This window comes from Halalkalibacter lacteus (assembly GCF_036663595.1).
In the GTDB taxonomy this organism is placed as follows: Bacteria; Bacillota; Bacilli; order Bacillales; family Bacillaceae_D; genus Halalkalibacter; species Halalkalibacter lacteus.
On the sequence record NZ_JAWRVL010000002.1, the window covers coordinates 82,688 to 102,908 of the forward strand.

22 protein-coding genes and 1 pseudogene are annotated in these 20,221 nt (G+C 39.4%); 21 read left to right on the forward strand and 2 right to left on the reverse strand.

Going from position 1 to position 20,221, the window contains the following annotated elements; genetic code table 11:
• Positions 1-8 precede the first annotated feature (8 nt).
• Entirely contained in the window at positions 9-89 is an 81-nt protein-coding gene (gene spoVM / locus SAZ04_RS01850) for a stage V sporulation protein SpoVM (protein WP_332690628.1), read from the forward strand.
• A gap of 63 nt (positions 90-152) precedes the next feature.
• Here the strand turns inward: spoVM and rpmB are convergent, their stop codons facing one another.
• Positions 153-341 carry a 50S ribosomal protein L28 gene (rpmB, locus tag SAZ04_RS01855; RefSeq protein WP_250095351.1) on the reverse strand — a complete coding sequence of 63 codons (189 nt, stop codon included), beginning with the start codon at positions 339-341 and terminating at the stop codon, positions 153-155.
• Between the two features lie 219 nt (positions 342-560).
• Between rpmB and SAZ04_RS01860 the strand changes: the two genes are divergently transcribed.
• From SAZ04_RS01860 to rnc, 11 genes and pseudogenes are all read left to right on the forward strand, one after another.
• Complete coding sequence (locus SAZ04_RS01860) at positions 561-920, forward strand: Asp23/Gls24 family envelope stress response protein (protein WP_332690171.1); 360 nt, start codon at positions 561-563, stop codon at positions 918-920.
• Positions 921-980: 60 nt separating this feature from the next.
• Positions 981-2,636: a DAK2 domain-containing protein gene (locus tag SAZ04_RS01865; RefSeq protein ID WP_332690631.1), complete on the forward strand. Its 1,656-nt coding sequence runs from the start codon at positions 981-983 to the stop codon at positions 2,634-2,636.
• Positions 2,637-2,659: 23 nt separating this feature from the next.
• Entirely contained in the window at positions 2,660-3,514 is an 855-nt protein-coding gene (locus tag SAZ04_RS01870; RefSeq protein WP_332690174.1) for a DegV family protein, read from the forward strand.
• A 311-nt stretch (positions 3,515-3,825) separates the two neighbouring features.
• Positions 3,826-3,957 (forward strand): annotated as a pseudogene (locus SAZ04_RS01875) (L-serine ammonia-lyase, iron-sulfur-dependent, subunit alpha); the annotation flags it as partial.
• A complete protein-coding gene (recG, locus tag SAZ04_RS01880) occupies positions 3,954-6,002 on the forward strand; it encodes an ATP-dependent DNA helicase RecG (protein ID WP_332690177.1) in 2,049 nt (682 codons plus the stop codon). The pseudogene SAZ04_RS01875 and the gene recG, both read left to right, overlap by 4 nt.
• A gap of 117 nt (positions 6,003-6,119) precedes the next feature.
• Positions 6,120-6,701: a transcription factor FapR gene (fapR, locus tag SAZ04_RS01885; protein WP_332690180.1), complete on the forward strand. Its 582-nt coding sequence runs from the start codon at positions 6,120-6,122 to the stop codon at positions 6,699-6,701.
• Complete coding sequence (gene plsX / locus SAZ04_RS01890) at positions 6,698-7,693, forward strand: phosphate acyltransferase PlsX (protein ID WP_332690183.1); 996 nt, start codon at positions 6,698-6,700, stop codon at positions 7,691-7,693. The genes fapR and plsX overlap by 4 nt, the downstream gene beginning before the upstream one ends.
• Positions 7,694-7,705: 12 nt before the next feature.
• Positions 7,706-8,656, forward strand: coding sequence for an ACP S-malonyltransferase (gene fabD, locus SAZ04_RS01895; protein WP_332690634.1), 951 nt, complete (start codon positions 7,706-7,708; stop codon positions 8,654-8,656).
• Positions 8,656-9,396 carry a 3-oxoacyl-[acyl-carrier-protein] reductase gene (gene fabG, locus SAZ04_RS01900; RefSeq protein ID WP_332690187.1) on the forward strand — a complete coding sequence of 247 codons (741 nt, stop codon included), beginning with the start codon at positions 8,656-8,658 and terminating at the stop codon, positions 9,394-9,396. Before fabD ends, fabG begins: the two co-directional genes overlap by 1 nt.
• A gap of 161 nt (positions 9,397-9,557) precedes the next feature.
• Complete coding sequence (acpP, locus tag SAZ04_RS01905) at positions 9,558-9,791, forward strand: acyl carrier protein (protein ID WP_332690190.1); 234 nt, start codon at positions 9,558-9,560, stop codon at positions 9,789-9,791.
• 112 nt (positions 9,792-9,903) lie between these two features.
• A complete protein-coding gene (gene rnc / locus SAZ04_RS01910) occupies positions 9,904-10,701 on the forward strand; it encodes a ribonuclease III (protein ID WP_332690193.1) in 798 nt (265 codons plus the stop codon).
• 46 nt (positions 10,702-10,747) lie between these two features.
• Here the strand turns inward: rnc and SAZ04_RS01915 are convergent, their stop codons facing one another.
• Positions 10,748-10,969 (reverse strand): DUF1128 domain-containing protein, encoded by a 222-nt coding sequence (locus tag SAZ04_RS01915; RefSeq protein ID WP_332690196.1) that lies wholly within the window; start codon positions 10,967-10,969, stop codon positions 10,748-10,750.
• A gap of 131 nt (positions 10,970-11,100) precedes the next feature.
• Between SAZ04_RS01915 and smc the strand changes: the two genes are divergently transcribed.
• The 9 genes from smc (at position 11,101) to trmD (ending at position 20,156) form a co-directional block, all read left to right on the forward strand.
• The gene (smc, locus tag SAZ04_RS01920; RefSeq protein ID WP_332690199.1) at positions 11,101-14,667 is read left to right on the forward strand and encodes a chromosome segregation protein SMC; all 3,567 of its coding nucleotides are present in this window, start codon (positions 11,101-11,103) and stop codon (positions 14,665-14,667) included.
• Between the two features lie 9 nt (positions 14,668-14,676).
• Entirely contained in the window at positions 14,677-15,669 is a 993-nt protein-coding gene (ftsY, locus tag SAZ04_RS01925) for a signal recognition particle-docking protein FtsY (protein ID WP_332690202.1), read from the forward strand.
• 142 nt (positions 15,670-15,811) lie between these two features.
• Positions 15,812-16,120 (forward strand): putative DNA-binding protein, encoded by a 309-nt coding sequence (locus tag SAZ04_RS01930; protein ID WP_431308944.1) that lies wholly within the window; start codon positions 15,812-15,814, stop codon positions 16,118-16,120.
• Between the two features lie 11 nt (positions 16,121-16,131).
• Complete coding sequence (gene ffh, locus SAZ04_RS01935) at positions 16,132-17,490, forward strand: signal recognition particle protein (protein ID WP_332690208.1); 1,359 nt, start codon at positions 16,132-16,134, stop codon at positions 17,488-17,490.
• 89 nt (positions 17,491-17,579) lie between these two features.
• Entirely contained in the window at positions 17,580-17,852 is a 273-nt protein-coding gene (gene rpsP, locus SAZ04_RS01940; protein WP_332690211.1) for a 30S ribosomal protein S16, read from the forward strand.
• A gap of 235 nt (positions 17,853-18,087) precedes the next feature.
• Positions 18,088-18,312 (forward strand): KH domain-containing protein, encoded by a 225-nt coding sequence (locus SAZ04_RS01945; protein WP_332690214.1) that lies wholly within the window; start codon positions 18,088-18,090, stop codon positions 18,310-18,312.
• Between the two features lie 182 nt (positions 18,313-18,494).
• Positions 18,495-18,911, forward strand: a complete 417-nt coding sequence (locus SAZ04_RS01950) for a YlqD family protein (protein ID WP_332690217.1) — start codon at positions 18,495-18,497, stop codon at positions 18,909-18,911.
• Positions 18,904-19,425, forward strand: a complete 522-nt coding sequence (gene rimM, locus SAZ04_RS01955; RefSeq protein ID WP_332690220.1) for a ribosome maturation factor RimM — start codon at positions 18,904-18,906, stop codon at positions 19,423-19,425. Before SAZ04_RS01950 ends, rimM begins: the two co-directional genes overlap by 8 nt.
• Entirely contained in the window at positions 19,422-20,156 is a 735-nt protein-coding gene (gene trmD / locus SAZ04_RS01960; RefSeq protein ID WP_332690223.1) for a tRNA (guanosine(37)-N1)-methyltransferase TrmD, read from the forward strand. The genes rimM and trmD overlap by 4 nt, the downstream gene beginning before the upstream one ends.
• Positions 20,157-20,221 lie beyond the last annotated feature (65 nt).

Here is a 20,221-nt window from a genome sequence, read left to right on the forward strand (position 1 = left end):
GAGGAGCTATGAAATTCTACACGATCAAGCTACCTAAGTTTTTAGGTGGGTTTGTCAGGGCAGTACTGAACTCATTAAAAAAAGGGTAAAACAAAAAAGCACCGTGTATACGGTGCTTTTTTGTTACAATTGTAAAAATTTAGTTTCGCAACTTACACACGTTCTACTTTACCAGATTTAAGTGCGCGAGTAGAAACGTATACACGTTTTGGTTTTCCGTCTACTAAAATACGTACCTTTTGAACGTTTGCACCCCAACGGCGCTTCGTTTTATTTAGTGCGTGAGAGCGCTTGTTTCCTGTGCGAGCTTGTCTACCTGTAATATAACATTTACGTGCCATGATATGCACCTCCTTATTCCCAATACAGACCTTGAAATCATACTTGAATATAGTAGCATAGCCCTTGCTATAATGCAATAGCTTCCTAGAAACTTTATCAAGTAATCTTGCTTGACACTTGCAAAAAAAGCTTAGATTCGAATACGCTTTTAAATTAAGGTATAGTATAGTAAAATGGCGTTAATGGACCAAGTTTGTCTTCGAGAGGGAGGAATGGGAATGTCAATGGAAATGAAAACGCAACTAGGTGTTGTAGATATTTCAAAGGATGTTGTTGCAACAATTGCTGGTGGGGCAGCTATTGACTGTTATGGAATCGTTGGAATGGCTTCTCAAAAGCAACTGAAAGACGGACTTACCGATTTACTAGGAAAAGAGAATTTCCGCCGTGGAGTCGTCATTCGTGAAGATGAAGAACAAATTCATATTGATATGTATATCATTGTTAGCTATGGCACGAAAATCTCTGAGGTGGCTTACAACGTACAAACAAAAGTGAAATATCAACTAGAACAAATGTTGGGGCTTGATGTTGATTCCGTGAACATTTTTGTTCAAGGTGTCCGCGTCACACCGTAAGCGCTTCGTAAGGAGGAAAAGTTCGTGGCAAAACAAATTGCAGGTAAGAAGCTCTCTTACATGTTTATTGAGGGAGCGGCCAATTTATCGAGACACGTAAAAGTGGTAGATGCGTTAAATGTGTTTCCTGTACCAGATGGTGATACAGGAACAAATATGAATTTATCTATTACATCAGGTGTCAAAGAAGTGAAACAAAATATTCAAGATGACGCGAGTAAAGTTGCAGCTTCTTTTGCAAAAGGCTTATTAATGGGCGCGAGAGGAAATTCTGGTGTTATCCTTTCGCAATTATTTAGGGGTTTCTCGAAACAAGTAGAAGGAAAAGCGCAAATTACAGCAAGTGATTTAGCACAAGCTTTTGAGCGTGGTGTTGAAACAGCTTATAAAGCAGTGATGAAGCCAGTTGAAGGAACCATTCTTACAGTTGCGAAGGATGCAGCGAAACACTCAATAACATTAGCTAAAAAACATGATGATGTTATTTATATAATGGAAGAAACGTTAAAGGAAGCGAGAGCCTCTTTAAAGCGTACACCGGATTTACTTCCTGTTTTAAAAGAAGTTGGTGTTGTTGATTCTGGTGGACAAGGTCTCGTCTATATTTATGAAGGGTTTCTTGCTGTGTTAAAAGGGGAAAAGCTCTCAGATAACCCGACGTCAGAAGAACTCTCAATGGATAATCTTGTGAAGATTGAACATCACAATGTGCAAAATTATATGGCAACTGAGGATATCGAGTTTGGCTTTTGTACAGAAGTGATGGTTAGGATTGATGAGGAAAAAACAAAAAAGCACCCGTTTGTAGAAACGGAATTCAAAGAAGAATTAAGTGAAATTGGGGACTCTCTGCTTGTTGTTTCAGACGACGATTTAATAAAAGTACATATTCATGCTGAGCAACCAGGGGAAGTATTAACGAAGGCTCAAAGGTATGGTGAGCTCATTAATATAAAAATTGAGAACATGCGTGAACAACATACACATCTTCTTGATGAAACGAAAGAAGCGTATGGTCAAGAATCACATGTAAAGCCAAATGTGAAGAAAAAGGATAAGAGTGAATTTGGCATTGTAACGGTCGCAATGGGAGAAGGGATTGCTAAACTCTTTAAAAGTTTAGGAGCTGGTGTCGTCATTGAGGGTGGTCAAACAATGAACCCGAGTACGGAAGATATCGTCAATGCTATTGAAGAAGTTCATGCCGAAAAGGTTATCATTTTGCCAAATAACGGGAATATCATTATGGCTGCTGAGCAAGCTGCAGAAGTTGTGAGTGAAAAGGCAGTTGTTGTACCATCGAAGACAGTTCCGCAAGGATTAGCTGCGTTATTGTCATTTAACCCAACGCAAGAATTAGAAGTGAATGCTGGAATGATGAAAGATGCATTAACTACGGTTAAATCAGGTCAAGTGACATTTGCAGTCCGTGATACAAATATTGACGGGATAGATATTAAGAAAAATGATTTCATGGGTATTTCTGAAAAGAAAATTGTTAGTTCAGGAGCCAATGTTCTCGAAGTTACAAAAGATCTCCTTACTAAGATGTTAGATGATGAAAGTGAAATAGTTACACTTCTACAAGGCGAGGATGCTTCTAATGATCAAACAGAAATGCTTGTTTCGTACTTAGAAGAAAAACATCCAGATGTAGAAGTCGATGTACACGTAGGGAACCAGCCACTTTACTCGTATATTGTCTCTGTTGAGTAAAGTGATTAAAGGAGGAATGTAAAGTGCCCAATATAAAAATTGTCGCAGATAGTACGGCTGACATTCCCGCTGACTTAGTGAGAGATTTAGGGATTACAGTTGTCCCGTTAAATATTATCTTCTCTGATGAAGAATCATATGAAGATGGGGTGACGCTCGTAGCTGACCAATTTTATAAAAAAGTACAAGAATTAAATATTATTCCTTCTACTTCTCAACCTACGCCGTATCAGTTTGAGGAAGTGTATCGTTCTTTACTACAGGATAACGAAAGTAAGATCATTTCGATTCACTTATCATCGAAAATGAGTGGAACGTATCAAGCGGCATCGATTGCTAAGCAATCGATGGATGAAGAAGACTCTATTCATGTCGTCGACTCTAAACGAGCATCCTATGCAGTTGGAATCATCGTTGTAGAAATAGCGAAATTAGCAAAAGACGGTCATTCAATAGAGCAATGCAGAGCAAGGTTAGATGAATTGTTACATGATACAAATGTCTTTTTTATGGTAAACACTTTAGAATATCTCCAGAAAAATGGTCGTATTGGGAAAGCTTCTGCAGTCTTTGGATCTATGCTGAAAATTAAACCGATTTTGTCTTTAACGGAAGAGGGAGAAGTATATCCTTTTGAAAAGGTTCGAGGACAAAAGAAGGCGATGAACCGAATTATTGAAATACTAAAAGAAAAGTATGGATCAGGGCCTGTTCATGTAGGAATTTCTCATGCTGTGAATGAACCACTAGCTCTGGAAATGATAGCTAAGTTTAAAGAAGAGTTTGATGTTCAAAGTGATGTCATTACATCAATCGGGGCTGTCATTGGGGCGCATGTAGGACCGGGTACGGTTTCAATAGCTATGACAAAAGCTTGATAAATTGATAATATGAGGGTGACTCAAGAGAAGCTGTCTGACCTCTAGTGTGCAATAGACAAAAAAGTGTTTCACTTTTACTTGTTCCTCTATTGTATTCGCTAGTTGGGGGCTAATTCATAGAGTCGCCCTTATTTTTTTAAAAGGTCAGAAAGGAGAATAGACGGCTACGTCGTTTTTCTCAAATAATTAGGTAGGAATAACGGGGGGATCGTATGAAGTATCGTACAGTCTTTGACATTATTGTTCCAGTCATGATTGGATTATCCAGTTCATATATAAAGGCTCTTTCTTTTGCTAAAGTAGGAACTGATGTTATGTACAAAATTGGGGAAACGATACCAGAAGCTTTAAGAGAAACGGCACAAGGAGGGTTAGCGGCGACACCGAAGGTACGTGAGCTGGTGGCAAAAATCTATGGTGTGTCGCTTGATAAGGTATGAATGATGCTATGAAAAGGCCTGTGATAGACGTTAATGGTATAGGGGATGAAACAGCTAAGCTACTACAAGGATTACGGATCTTTACGGTAGGTGATTTACTTGAACACTTTCCATTTCGTTATGAAGATTATCAACTAAAAGATTTACATGATGTTTTGCACGAGGAACGAGTAACTGTGGTTGGAACGGTTCAAAGTGAAGTGTCTGTTCGTTATTTTGGTAAAAAGAAAAATCGCCTGTCCTTTCGTTTATTGGTCAATCACATTCTTGTGACAGTCACATTCTTCAATCGTGCCTTTTTAAAAAATCAAGTTACGGTTGGAACTGAATTGACGATTACCGGAAAGTGGGATCAGCACCGGATGACGATTACTGGAAGTGAGTTAAAAAAAGGGAGAGAAGAGAGAGAACAAACAATAGCTCCTATTTATTCAGTGTCTGGTAAATTAACTATAAAAGCGATCCGAAAGTATATTTACCAGGCGATGAATCAGTATGGTTCGGATATCCCTGACATTCTTCCGAAAGAATTATTACAATCGTACAAATTACCAACAAAAAAAGAAGCGCTATCTAGATTACATTTTCCGCCAAATGCCGAGTCAATGAAACATGCAAGACGACGTATGGTTTATGAGGAATTTTTGTTGTTCCAGTTGAAAATGCAAGCTTTTAGAAAAGCAAATAGAGATCGGACGAACGGACGAGCTCTGGCAGTACCTGAAAAAGAAATAGAAGGTTTTATCCGACATCTTCCGTTTCTATTGACCGCAGCTCAAAAGAGAGTTGTCGATGAAATTATCAAGGATATTCAATCAAATTATCGAATGAATCGGTTATTACAAGGCGATGTAGGATCAGGGAAAACGATTGTTGCTGCTATTTGTATGTATGCGGTTATTCGAGCTGGATATCAAACCGCATTAATGGTCCCCACAGAAATCCTTGCTGAACAACATGTTCAGTCATTAAAAGGGCTTTTGGAGCCACTTGGGGTAACCGTTGAATTATTATCTGGCTCTGTGAAAGGAAAGAAGCGAGCAGAACGACTTTCTATGTTAGGAAGCGGGGAGTTATCGCTAGTTGTTGGAACACATGCCTTAATTCAGGATGATGTACAGTTTCATAAACTTGGTTTGGTAATTACAGATGAACAGCATCGTTTTGGCGTAGAACAACGGAGAGTTTTGCGCGATAAAGGTGAAAGTCCTGACGTACTCTTTATGACGGCTACTCCGATTCCTCGAACGTTAGCTATTTCTGTTTTTGGCGATATGGATGTTTCCATCATCGATGAAATGCCAGCAGGGAGAAAGACAATTGAAACGTATTGGGCTAAGCCTGACATGCTTGAACGTGTGCTTGACTTTATAGAGAAAGAGCTCCATGCAGGCAGACAATCCTATGTCATTTGTCCTTTGATTGAAGAGTCAGAAAAGATTGATGTTCAAAATGCCATTGATGTCCATATGATTCTTGATCAGCACTATAAAGGGAAGTGGAAAGTCGGTTTAATGCACGGACGTCTTCATTCTTCAGAAAAAGAAGCAGTTATGGAATCGTTTAGTTTAAATGAAACGCAAATTCTTGTATCAACGACGGTTGTCGAGGTTGGAGTGAATGTACCAAATGCGACAATTATGGTTATATATGATGCCGAGAGATTTGGATTAGCTCAACTTCACCAGTTGAGAGGGAGAGTTGGGCGGGGAGAGGCTCAATCGTATTGTATTTTACTAGCTGATCCAAAATCCGAAGTTGGAAAAGAACGCATGAAAATCATGACAGAAACAAACGATGGTTTTGTTCTGTCCGAACGTGATTTAGAGCTAAGGGGTCCTGGGGACTTCTTTGGAGCTAAGCAAAGTGGGCTTCCTGACTTTAAAATGGCAGATGTTGTTCATGATTATCGGGCGCTAGAAGTTGCGAGGCAAGATGCTGTAAAGTTAATTCATACAGACGGTTTCTGGACAGATCCGTGTTATAAAGGTTTGCGAAGATATATTGAAGATCAGGGAGTTTTGAATGGGGAAAAAATTGATTGACTATTGAAATCACAGATAAGCAATTATATACTACTCTTAGTACCTAGTCATATAATTTAAGATGAGTCCAACTAAAACGTATAATATAGAACTTTAGTAAAGTGGGCGGTGCAAGCCATGAAGCGAAAAAAAAAGGAGCGACAGGAACTCTTAAAAGAGGCGTTAGAAGAGAATCCCTTTATGACGGATGAAGATCTTGCAGAGCGATTTTCTGTCAGTATTCAAACAATTCGTCTTGATCGGCTAGAACTCTCAATACCAGAACTACGTGAACGTATAAAAGGTGTTGCGAAAAAACAACTAGATGATTTGAAGGCATTATCTCCTGAAGAAGTTATTGGAGAAATAGTTGACCTCCAGCTCGACGAACGTGCCATTTCCATTTTAGATGTACGAGAAGAACATGTTTTTACGCGTAGTGGAATTGCTCGTGGCCACCACCTATTTGCTCAGGCGAACTCGTTAGCTGTTGCCATTATCAACGATGAGATGGCGTTAACCGCGAAAGCGACGATCCATTTCACGAGGCAAGTTCAAGCCAGAGAAAGAGTTATTGCCAAAGCTCGTGTTGTTGGTTTAGAAAAAGGCCGAACGACTGTGGATGTCAAAAGCTACGTTGAGCAGGAGTTGGTCTTTTCGGGCGAATTCGTTATGTATCGAACAAATGAAAGAGAGACGAAAAGGAGAGAACTTGAATGAACATCTCTATTGATGCCATGGGAGGCGACCAAGCACCGAAAGCGCAAGTCGAAGCTGCTCAAAAAGCGATTCAATCGTTTCCTGATGTGAACATAACGCTTGTTGGGAATGAAAGCGAAATTCGAAAATATTTAACGAATAAAAAAAAATTAACGATTCTACATACAATGGAAAAAATTGATGATGCGGATCAACCAACAACAGCCGTTCGGAGAAAAAAGGATTCCTCTATGGTATTAGCAGTACGTGAAGTGAAGGAAGGGCGTGCTGACGCATGTATTTCTGCCGGGAATACAGGGGCGTTAATGACGGCTGGTTTATTATATGTTGGACGCATAAAAGGAATTGACCGTCCTGCGTTGTCTCCGATGTTACCGACTCTTGACGGGAAAGGGTTTCTGCTTTTAGATGTAGGGGCTAACATGGACGCAAAGCCTGAACATCTTCAGCAGTATGCTATTATTGGTAAGACGTATATGGGAATGGTGCGAAATGTAGAGAACCCTCGTGTTGGGCTGTTAAATGTTGGGACTGAGGCTGGAAAAGGAAATGAACTGACAAAAGCTGCATTTCCACTTCTTCAATCGAGTGACATAAATTTCATCGGAAACGTGGAAGCGCGCGATTTATTGTCGGGTGTAGCGGACGTTGTCGTTTGTGATGGTTTCTCAGGGAACATTGTCTTAAAAACGACTGAAGGAACAGCAGGAACATTGTTTACTTTGTTGAAGAAAGAATTAACTAGTTCATTTGTCAAAAAAGTGGCAGCCGGTGTTCTGAAATCAGGTTTTAAAGAAATTAAAAACACGATGAGTTATTCAGAATATGGTGGTGCAGGTCTTTATGGTCTTAAAGCACCAGTAATAAAAGCACATGGATCTTCTGATGCTACAGCTGTATTTCATGCGATTCGTCAAGCGAAAGAAATGGTTGAGCAACAAGTTGTAACAATCATAAAAAATGAAGTAGCCAAAGTGGAAGAAGAAAAGTAGAGGGGGATTATGATGGGAAAAGTTGCATTTTTATTTCCAGGACAGGGATCTCAAGTAGTTGGAATGGGACGAGAATTGATAGAGCAGGAACAGGCTTGCGAGGTGATTTTTAAACGAGCTGATGAAACGTTAAAGTATGATCTGTCTAAGATTATGCTTGACGGTCCTGAGGATACATTACGACGTACAGAACATACTCAACCAGCACTAGTGACAATGAGTACAGCTGTATTACAATTGTTTGAGGAAGAAGGAATAAAACCTGATTTTGTAGCTGGTCATAGTTTAGGGGAATATAGTGCCCTTGTTGCAGCAGGAGCGATGTCTTTTGAGGATGCGGTCTATGCTGTAAGAAATCGTGGGTTATTTATGGAAGAGGCAGTGCCATTTGGAGAAGGAGCGATGGCAGCGGTTCTTGGTTTAGATAGACAAACGCTTGATGACGTTTGTTCCAAAGTGAAAAGTAATTCGAGCGAACCAGCAGAACTAGCCAATTTAAATTGTCCAGGGCAAATTGTTATTTCTGGTTCGGCTAAGGGTGTGGAGTTAGCTGGTGTGAAAGCAAAAGAAGCTGGTGCAAAAAGGGTTATCCCTTTGCAGGTTAGTGGACCATTTCACTCAAGTTTAATGAAACCTGCAGCAAAAAAGTTACAAAGTGTTCTTGAGCAAATCTCTATTACTGATGCATCAGTTCCGGTCATTGCGAATGTGTCAGCTAAAGGAGTTCAAGGTGCTACACAAATTCGCACAAACCTTATTGAACAAGTGTATTCACCGGTCCTTTGGGAGGATACAATTCGTGAGCTGTTACAGAACGGTGTAGATACATTTGTAGAAGTTGGATCAGGCAATGTCTTAACCGGCCTTGTACGAAAAGTGGAAAGACGAGCAAAAGCAGTTGCAGTGAGTAATCGCGAAGGTGTGTTGAAAGTAAAAGAACTACTAGAAGGAGTGGCAGAATAATGTTACAAGGGAAAACTGCTATTGTCACGGGGGCCTCTCGTGGAATTGGACGTGCAACAGCGATCGAGCTGGGACGTAATGGAGCAAATGTTGTAGTGAACTATGCAGGAAGTCAGGAACGAGCTGAACAAGTTGTTGCAGAGGTTAAAGCACTAGGTGTTGACGCTCTTGCTATACAAGCTGATGTTTCAAATAGCGAACAAGTACAAGCGATGGTAAAAGAGACTGTAGATGCGTTTGGGCGTGTCGACATTCTTGTCAATAATGCTGGTATTACAAAAGATAATTTAATTATGAGAATGAAAGAGGACGAATGGGATGCTGTTATCAATACAAATTTAAAAGGCGTCTTTAATTGCGGCAAAGCAGTGACTCGTCAAATGATGAAACAACGCTATGGTAGAATTATTAATGTTGCTTCTGTTGTTGGAGTATTAGGAAATGCAGGTCAAGCAAACTACGTGGCTGCTAAAGCGGGTGTGATTGGACTCACGAAAACAATGGCACGAGAACTTGCAAACCGAAACATTCATGTGAATGCCGTTGCTCCGGGGTTTATTGAAACGGATATGACAGATAAGCTAGCAGAAGACATGAAAGCTCAATTGCTAGGGCAAATTCCCCTTGCGGTTTTAGGGAAGCCTGAAAATATCGCAAACGTAATCCGTTTCCTTGCAAGTGCCGATGCTGATTATATGACAGGACAAACCCTTCATGTAGACGGTGGAATGGTAATGTAAAGTGATTTTTCAAAAGGTCGTTTTTTACCTTTTGAAAGATCACGAACATACTATACAGAAAATAAGGTTGACAGAAAGGGCGTTCATCGGTAAACTTTTCCTAGCCTTCGTTCTATTGCACTAATAAGCACCTGTTTAACTTGAGAGGAGGTGAATGGAACATGGCAGATACATTATCACGTGTGACTAAAATTGTCGTTGATCGTCTTGGTGTAGAAGAAGCGGAAGTGAAGCTAGAAGCTTCTTTCAAAGATGATTTAGGGGCAGACTCTTTAGATGTTGTTGAACTTGTTATGGAATTAGAAGATGAGTTTGATCTAGAAATTTCTGATGAGGAAGCAGAGAAAATTTCAACTGTAGCTGATGTAGTTGATTACATAAGCAGCCGTCAGTAGTCAAAGGAAGTCCCATGTGATTACTCATGTGGGGCTTGCTTTTTAAAAGAATGTAAACCACCATGTATCCTATGTTACATAGTGGTCGCTAATTATGATGTTGGAGGTTACTATGCCACAATCTTCGAAATACCAACGAAAATCGAAGCCCCATCATGCGAATGATCGAAGACGGGGAAATAGAAAAATGATTCTAACTGAAGAACAAAAAAAGAAATTTGATAATTTAACGCAACGAACTGAGTTGACTTTTGAAAACAGAAAGCTCCTAATCCAAGCTTTCACCCATTCATCCTATGTGAATGAGCACCGAATTTATTCGTTCCAAGATAATGAGCGTTTAGAATTTTTAGGAGATGCTGTGTTAGAACTTGCTGTGTCTCAGTTTTTATTTAAGAAATTTAAGGCGATGAGTGAAGGTGATATGACGAAACTACGTGCCTCAATCGTTTGTGAACCGTCCCTAGCCAGGTTTGCTGAAGAATTAAAGTTTGGCGAGGTTGTATTACTCGGAAAAGGTGAAGAAATGACGGGGGGGCGTGCTAGACCTGCATTATTAGCCGATGTTTTCGAAGCGTTTATTGGTGCTCTTTATCTTGATCAAGGATTGGATTCCGTATTTACATTTTTGGATAATACGATGTATCCAAAAATAAATGATGGTGCTTTTTCTCATATGATGGATTTTAAAAGTCAGCTTCAAGAGTTCATTCAACGCGATAACCTTGGACAAATACTATACATCATCGTACAGGAACGTGGGCCTGCTCATAATCGAGAATTTGTCTCTGAAGTTCAGTTGAATGATTCTCCTCTTGGGATTGGTACAGGTAGATCAAAGAAAGAAGCAGAGCAACATGCTGCCCAACAAGCGTTAATGAAGTTAAGTGAGCAAGATAAATTAAAATAACGAAAAAGGGTCTGTCCCCTGTATTAGGGGGTCAGACCCTTTGGTTTTACTTTCGTAGTTTGCCTAGTTCCGTTACGATGGCATCTAATTCACTGACTGAAAATGAAGATTTCTTTTGAATCATTTCATAAATATCACGGAGATCTTCATATTGATCGGTATCAAAGCTTTTGGAATTAAGGGCAGCCGCATTAACGATTTGTAGTTTGTTTTTGATTTCATCCAACATAAATTCAATATTATCACGTGTATTTACATCTAGATTCATGGTTTCACTCCTATTTATTATAGATATACGTATCGTATCATAGAGTTGTCCATTTGTCTTAGCCCTTCTATAATTTGCAAGGGGGCTGTGGTAAAATAGATTAATTGGTAATAAGGTAAGGGGGGAAGAATATGTTCCTCAAACGACTAGAAGTCGTAGGGTTCAAATCTTTTGCGGAGCAAATAAATATTGATTTTGTTCCAGGTGTTACAGCAGTAGTTGGACCTAATGGAAGTGGAAAAAGTAATATTTCAGATAGTATTCGCTGGGTCTTAGGAGAACAATCAGCAAAGTCACTTAGAGGTTCGAAAATGGAAGATATCATTTTTGCTGGAAGTGATAGTCGAAAACCATTAAATTATGCAGAAGTTAGTCTGATCCTCGATAACGCGGATCAGCATTTATCGATAGATTATAGTGAAGTAAGCGTGACACGGAGGGTATATCGCTCAGGGGATAGTGAATATCTCATCAATAAACAGGTGTGTCGCTTAAAGGACATTGTAGACTTATTTCTTGATTCTGGTTTAGGAAGAGAAGCGTACTCGATTATTGGACAAGGGAAAGTAGAAGAGATCTTAAGCAATAAAGCAGAAGATAGACGTGTTATATTCGAGGAAGCTGCTGGGGTTCTGAAGTACAAGACAAGAAAAGTGAAAGCTGAAAAAAGGCTAGGAGAAACTCAAGAGAATTTGTACCGAGTTGAAGATATTTTACATGAATTAGAAGGGCAAGTTGAGCCACTTGAAATTCAAGCTTCTATAGCGAAAGACTATTTACATAAGCGAGAAGAATTAAAAGAAGTCGACATTGCTTTACTAGTTCATGAAATTGATGATTTGCATCAAACTTGGACAATGGAAAAGGAAAAGTTACAGACCTTATTAGAAACGTATCAAAAGAGGCAAGAAAAGCTTGAGGAAATGGAGCGATTGAGAAGTTCCTTACGAGAGAAGACGGGTCTTTTATCGAGTCAATTTACGAAGTTACAAGAAGAGTTACTTCGTGCTAGTGAAGAGCTTGAGAAAAGTGAAGGGAAGCGTGAAGTATTAAAAGAGCGCAAGAAAAATGCTTCACAAAACAAAGAACAACTCAAACGATCAATGAATGATAAAGAAATTCAATTACACAAGGTTCACACTGACTGGCAACTAGAACAAGGGTTTCTAGAAGAAGCACGAAAGAAATTAACGGAGCTAGAAGCGGTTGTTAGAAAAAAGCAGTCATTAGTTGAACGAACAGAAACAGATGTTGAGGAAGAAATTGATCATTTGAAATCTGATTTTATTGAAGTGTTAAATGAACAAGCGAGTATTCGAAACGAACGTCGCTATTTAAATGAGCAGTTGCAAAAGCAGGAATCTAATCAGGATCGTCTTTTAACTGAGAACAAAGGGTTACTTTCGAATCGTCAAGAGTTATTTGTTAAATTAGAAACTGCACAGCTGGATGTTGCAAAGCATGAACGATTACTTGAAAAAATTGGGGATGATTATCGAAATCGATTACGAGTTTACGAACAAGAAAAAGATCGTTATCATAAAAAAGAATCGCAATTGTATGAAACGTATCAGATGGCACAAAAGTTACAGTCACGTGCAGATGTTTTAGAAGAAATGCAAGCTGATTTTTCTGGTTTTTTTCACGGAGTAAAAGAAGTGTTAAAAGAAAGACATGGAAAGCTTACCGGCGTAATTGGGGCTGTAGCAGAGCTTATTCAAGTGCCAAAGGAGTATGAAACCGCACTTGAAATCACTTTAGGTGGAGCCTCTCAGTATATTGTCACAAAGACAGAAGCAGATGCAAGATTCGCGATTGGATTTTTGAAACAAAACCGTATAGGACGAGCGACATTTTTACCCTTGCCCATCATGAAACCGAAAAACATTCCTGACTTTCAGCTTGAGCAACTAAAAAAGCATTCGGCTTTTGTTGGTGTTGCTGCTCGGTTAGTCTCATATGAGAAAACATATGAGACTGTCATTGCTAATTTATTAGGGAATGTCATTATTGCTGATTCACTTCAAGGAGCGAATGAACTAGCTAAGCTTACAGGTCATCGTTTCCGCATCGTTACACTTGAAGGGGATGTTGTCAATCCGGGTGGATCGATGACAGGAGGGGCTAGTAAACAAAAACAAACCCCTCTTTTAGGCAGAAAACGAGAGCTCGATGATTTAAAAGATAAACTTACAAAGCTTGATGCTGTAACAAAGAAACTAGAAGAAGAAGTCAAGCATCTGAAAGAGAAGCAGACAGAACAAGAGCGTGCTCTTGAAGAGCTTCGATTAAAAGGCGAGGAAGCACGCCATCTTGTACAAGAAGCAAAAGCTGCTGTGCGTGATATGGAACGGGAAACGGAGCGAATGCGCGATCAATTTTCAAGGTTTGACCGTGACAAATCAGGGTATTCTGATGAAATCGATCGTTTGAAGAATCGTTTGATCGAATTAGAAAAATCGTATGAAACGGCATCTAAACAAGCACAAGAGCTAGAAGAGAAAGTGAAGCTTCTTGAACAACAACAAAAAGAACAGTTCATGTCTAGGGAGAGCCTAAAAGAAGAACTAGTTACAGAAAAAATTGAACTTGCTACTGCGAAAGAACGCTTTCTAGCAGTTGAAACAAGAGCAAGCGGGCTTTCGCAAGTGAAGGCGCAATTAGAAGAAGAGTTGAGTGAAATAAAGGATCATTTTGAATTGTTAATAGGAGAGATGTCTGATCGATCTAGTGGAGAAAGCAGTCTTGATGAAAGAATTCAATTCGCGCGCGAGCGAAAAGATGAGTTAAGTGAAACGATTGCAAAGATGAAACGAGAACGAGAAGAAGTAGACTCAGCTTATGCTGAACTTGAACATACTCTGAAAGAACAGCAAGCAGAACACGTTAGTATGGCTGATGAATGCCGAAAAATTGAAGTGAAAGTGAACCGTATGGATGTGGAATTAGATAACCGCTTAACGCATCTTCGTGAAGAATACGAGCTTTCGTTTCAAGCTGCAAAAGAAACTTATCAACTTACGATAGATCCTGATGTAGCAAGAACAAAAGTGAAACTAATCAAACTGGCAATAGAAGAATTAGGGGCGGTTAATTTAGGCGCGATTGAGGAATATGAACGGGTGAGTGAAAGGTTCGAGTTTTTAAGCAAACAACAAAAAGACCTTCTTACTGCTAAAAACACTCTCCATGATGTAATCTCTGAAATGGATGAAGAGATGACGAAACGATTTTATGAGTCCTATGATCAAATTCGTTCGCACTTTCAAACGGTTTTTAGGGATTTATTCGGTGGTGGTCAAGCAGATTTAGTATTAACAGATCCTAATAACTTGCTTGAAACAGGAGTAGAGATTTTAGCAAAACCTCCAGGCAAAAAGATGCAAAATTTAGCTCTGTTATCCGGGGGAGAGCGTTCTCTAACTGCAATTGGTCTCTTGTTTGCCATTTTAAAAGTCCGACCAGTTCCATTTTGTGTGCTTGACGAGGTGGAGGCTGCGCTTGATGAAGCAAATGTTAGCCGCTTTGCTCATTTTTTAAAAGATTTCAGTGGCCAAACACAATTTATTGTCATCACACACAGAAAAGGAACGATGGAAGAAGCGGATGTATTATATGGTATAACAATGCAAGAATCAGGTGTATCTCGGCTCGTATCAGTTAAACTAGAAGAAACAAATGAACTAATAGAAAGTTAGGTGGTAAGTATGAGTTTTTTTAAAAAGTTAAAAGAGAAGATTACGAATCAAACGACTGATGTGACAGATAAATTTAAAGAAGGGTTAGAAAAAACGCGTGACTCCTTTGTTGGACGTATGAATGAATTAGTTTATAAATATCGAAAAGTAGACGAAGATTTTTTCGAGGAACTAGAAGAACTATTAATAAGTTCTGATGTTGGTGTGACAACAGTGATGGAATTGATTGATCGACTAAAAGACGAAGTCCGTTTGCGCAATATTAAAGATACGAAAGAAATACAACCCGTTATCTCAGAGAAGCTTGCAGAACTTCTTGAAAAAGAAGGAGATGACACGACATTGAAGCTCCAAGAAAGCGGTATGACAGTCATTTTAGTTGTCGGTGTTAATGGCGTTGGGAAGACAACTTCAATTGGGAAGCTTGCTCATCACCTGAAACAAGAAGGGAAATCGGTTATGATGGCAGCTGGTGATACATTCCGTGCCGGGGCAATTGAGCAACTTGAAGTGTGGGGAGAACGGGTCGGAGTAGATGTGATTAAGCAACAAGAGGGATCAGATCCAGCTGCAGTCATGTATGATGCTTTGCAAGCAGCGCAGTCACGAAACATCGATGTGCTCTTGTGCGATACAGCAGGGCGTCTTCAAAACAAAGTAAATCTCATGAATGAATTAGAAAAGGTTAAGCGTGTGATAGAACGTGAAGTTCCTGGTGCACCACATGAAGTGTTATTAGTCCTTGATGCGACAACTGGTCAAAATGCAATGTCACAAGCAAAAACGTTTGGTCAGGCTACTGGTATTTCAGGTATTGTGTTGACAAAGCTTGATGGAACAGCGAAGGGGGGGATTGTTTTAGCGATTCGTCATGAGCTCGAGATTCCTGTTAAATTTGTCGGACTTGGAGAACAAATTGATGACCTTCAAGTATTTGATGCTGAGCAATTTGTGTACGGTCTGTTTCGTGAAATGGTAGAGGCTGAAATAGAGGAAGAATAGAAAACCAGGGGTTGGAGTCAGGCGCTTTTACATAAAGGTAAGAAAAAAACTTGACACTTAAACGTTGATATTGTAACATATAATCTCGTAAAGGAAAATCACTTAACAAGGAGTTGGTTATGTGTTAGATAAGGCAATTAGGATGAATTATTTATTCGATTTCTATCAGTCATTGCTAACACAGAAGCAGCGGAAGTATATGTCATTGTATTATCTCGATGATTTCTCGTTAGGTGAGATTGCTGAGGAGTTTGAAGTTAGTCGCCAAGCCGTTTATGATAACATAAAGCGTACGGAAGTAATGTTAGAAGACTACGAAGTTAAGTTAATGCTTCTTACGAAGTTTGTGAAGCGTTCGGAGCTCGTAACTCAGATGAAATCGGCAATCAAAGTAAATGCGACTCCTGAAGAGATTATGTCACTGCTTGACTCTCTTGAGAAATTGGACTAGGAGGCGACAACATGGCATTTGAAGGTTTAGCGGAACGACTACAAGGGACGTTAACCAAAATTCGCGGAAAAGGAAAAGTGAGTGAACAAGACGTTAAAGAAATGATGCGTGAAGTTCGACTAGCTTTACTTGAAGCGGATGTTAATTTTAAAGTTGTCAAACAATTTATTGCAAGTGTTAAAGATAAAGCACTTGGACAAGAAGTTATGAAAAGCTTAACGCCTGGACAACAAGTCATTAAAATTGTTAATGAAGAGTTAACAGCATTAATGGGCGGAGAACAAAGTAAGATCGCTGTTGCACCTAAGTCACCAACTGTCGTCATGATGGTCGGTCTGCAAGGGGCGGGTAAGACAACGACTACAGCAAAGCTAGCTAACCATTTACGAAAGAAACATAATCGAAATCCACTATTAGTTGCTGCTGATATATACCGGCCTGCTGCGATTAAGCAGTTAGAGACGTTAGGAAAGCAATTAAGTATGCCGGTTTTCTCCCTAGGTGATAAGGTGAGTCCAGTTGAGATTGCCAAACAAGCAATTGCAAAGGCAAAAGAAGACCATCTTGATTATGTTTTAATTGATACAGCAGGTCGTTTGCATATCGATGAAACGTTAATGGGTGAATTGAAACAAGTAAAGGAAATCGTGAGTCCTGATGAGATTTTACTTGTGGTCGATGCAATGACTGGTCAAGATGCTGTCAACGTTGCAGAAAGTTTTAATGAACAACTAGATGTAACGGGTGTTGTCTTGACAAAGCTTGATGGAGATACACGTGGTGGTGCAGCTATTTCGGTTAAGGCCGTTACCAATACACCGATTAAGTTTGCTGGTATGGGTGAAAAAATTGATCAGCTTGAACCATTCCATCCAGATCGTATGGCTTCTAGAATTCTTGGGATGGGTGATGTCCTTTCTCTTATCGAAAAAGCACAAACAAATGTTGATGAAGAAAAAGCTCGTGAACTTGAGAAAAAAATGCGCACGATGGATTTCACGTTTGATGATTTCTTAGAGCAACTTGATCAAGTTCGAAATATGGGGCCACTTGATGAATTGTTAAATATGATGCCTGGGATGAACAAAGCAAAGGGTATGAAAGATTTACAGGTGGATGACAAGCAAATCAGCAAAGTTGAAGCAATTGTTCGCTCGATGACGAAGAAAGAAAAGCAAGATCCTAACCTGATGAATGCAAGCAGACGTCGCCGAATTGCTAAAGGAAGTGGAACGACGATTCAAGATGTCAATCGTTTGTTAAAGCAGTTTGAAGATATGAAAAAGATGATGAAACAAATGACTGGTATGACCTCGGGTAAAGGAAAGAAACGAGGAAAAGGTCTTGGAGGTTTTAAACTTCCATTTTAATTTTTGGAAATCCATTTTTCTAGTTGAAAACTAGGGAAATTGATGATATTATAAAATTTTGTGTAAATAACTTTGGAGGTGTCCCACGAATGGCAGTAAAAATTCGTTTAAAGCGTATGGGTTCTAATAAGGCCCCATTTTATCGTGTAGTAGTAGCAGATTCTCGCGCACCGCGTGATGGTCGTTTCATCGAGGAGATTGGAACGTACAACCCACTAACTCAACCAGCAAAAGTTGATATTGCTGAAGAGAAAGCTCTTGACTGGATGTTAAAAGGTGCAAAGCCATCTGATACAGTTCGCAACCTTTTCTCTAAAGAAGGGTTAATGGAAAAGTTACACAACGCAAAGAACCAAAAGTAAGCATGAGCGGAGCCACTGCAAGGGTTTAAGTCAGCTATGAGTGGTTTTCTCATAGCTGACGCGCAGTGAGTGAAGCCATGCTACTTGAAAAAGGTTGAACTTTACCTTTTTCTTTTAAATCGTAGCAATGAACGAAACCGCTGTTAGGTATAATAGGAGAAAATCACTCCAATTATACTTGCAGTGAGTGAAGCCATTGCCTCTCTTTTTTTAAGATGAATAAAAGGAGAATTCAATGAAAGCGTTAGTTGAACACATTGTAAAAGCACTTGTTGACCAACCAGATTTAGTTCAAGTTGAGGCAGTTGAAGAAGGGAAAAACCTTACTTTACAATTAACCGTTCACCCTGACGATATGGGAAAGGTCATAGGTAAGCAAGGTCGGACTATTAAAGCGATACGTTCGGTTGTCTATGCCGCAACACCATCGCAAAAAGTACGATTAGACATCGTGGATTAGTAACGCAAGAAAAGGGTGAGGGATAACCTCTCCCTTTTTGTATTATAGAGCTTGTTCAAAAAGGGACGCTTTTCCCCTTTTTTGAACAAGCTCTAAGCAATGAAGTGTAGCGAGAGGAGCCATTGGCCCGTTCAATATGATATCTTCTTTTAAGTGTAAATCAGTTCTAATTCTAGGGGTGCATGATGAAGTTAATACGAAATGTCGTCATAAAGCAAGTGTTAACAAAGGAAAAGAAAGCATCGATCATCCAGCGGTATGAAGAAGAATTAATACAATACAAGCGTGAAATCGACCAATTGAATTTTCATTTACATAGAGCAACTAGAGATCGTGGAACGAAGCATGAACAGCAACAATTACGAGCACGATATAATAAAGACATCAAAAAGCGAGAAGACAATATTCAAGCTCTTTCATTTAAAATACAACAGATCAATCAATTAAAAGTTGGAACAGAAATTCGTGAAGGTACAGCAGAAAGCATCATTGATATAAACGAAGGCGATAAGTGGCCTGACTTAGACTGTATGCCAGAGATTATAATAAAAAACGGGATTATACAAAAAATTCGAGAAGGTAGGAATGAGGATGACTGAATGGTTTAAAGTTGGAAAAATTGTAAACACTCACGGAGTTAGAGGAGAAATTCGCGTTATTTCATCAACTGACTTTGCTGAGGACCGCTATCAAGTAGGGACGGAATTGATGATAAAAAATGAAAATGAAAACAAGGAGATTTCTGTTGTCGTTCGCCATCATCGTCGTCACAAAAACTTTGATCTGCTCGAGTTTGAAGGTTATCATTCAATAAATGACGTGGAACAATTTAAAGGATCTACTTTATATGTTTCAGAAGAATACCTTGAGGAGTTAGAGGAAAACGAGTTTTATTATCATGAAATTATTGGCTCAACTGTTTTAACTGAATCAGGTGAGGAACTTGGTAAAGTAAAAGAAATATTTGAAACGGGGGCGAATGATGTCTGGGTTATACAGCGTATTGGTGGCGGAAAAGATATCTTGTTGCCATATATTGAAGACGTTGTGAAAGATATTGATTTAGAGAATAAAGTCATTCATGTACATTTATTAGAAGGGTTAGCCGAATGAGAATTGATGTATTATCACTATTCCCCGATATGTTTACAAACGTATTTGGTTCCTCAATTTTAAAACATGCACAGGAGTCTGGAGCGGTTGACTATCAAGTGGTAGATTTCAGAGATTATGCAGACAATAAACATCGAAAAGTAGATGATTACCCATATGGCGGCGGAGCGGGAATGGTTTTGCGTGCTCAGCCGTTTTTCGATGCGGTTGAAGATTTAAAACAAGGAAGCAAGTCAAAGCCACGAGTTGTTATGCTCTGTCCTCAAGGAGAGCGCTACACGCAACAGATGGCAGAAGAGTTTGCGATGGAGGACCACTTAATTCTGCTATGCGGCCACTATGAGGGGTATGATGAACGTGTCAGGGAATTTCTTGTAACCGATGAGATCTCAATAGGTGATTTTGTGTTAACAGGTGGAGAACTCGGAGCAATGGTTATAGCTGATAGTGTAACGAGACTACTACCAGGGGTGCTTGGAAACGATCAATCAGCTATTACAGATTCCTTCTCTACAGGATTATTAGAACATGCCCATTATACAAGACCAGCTGATTTTCGTGGAATGAAAGTACCGGACGTGTTATTATCAGGTCATCATAAAAATATTGATGAGTGGCGCCATCGTGAATCTCTTAGACGAACATGGAAAAGGCGCCCTGATTTACTTAAAGATAAAGACTTAACGGAACAAGAGCAAAAATGGCTAAGAGAATTTGCTAGAAATGAATAACTAAACCTTGTGATTGGCGGGCAGATATGCTATTATAGTTTTTGTGGCTTATGGCCTGTTATTAC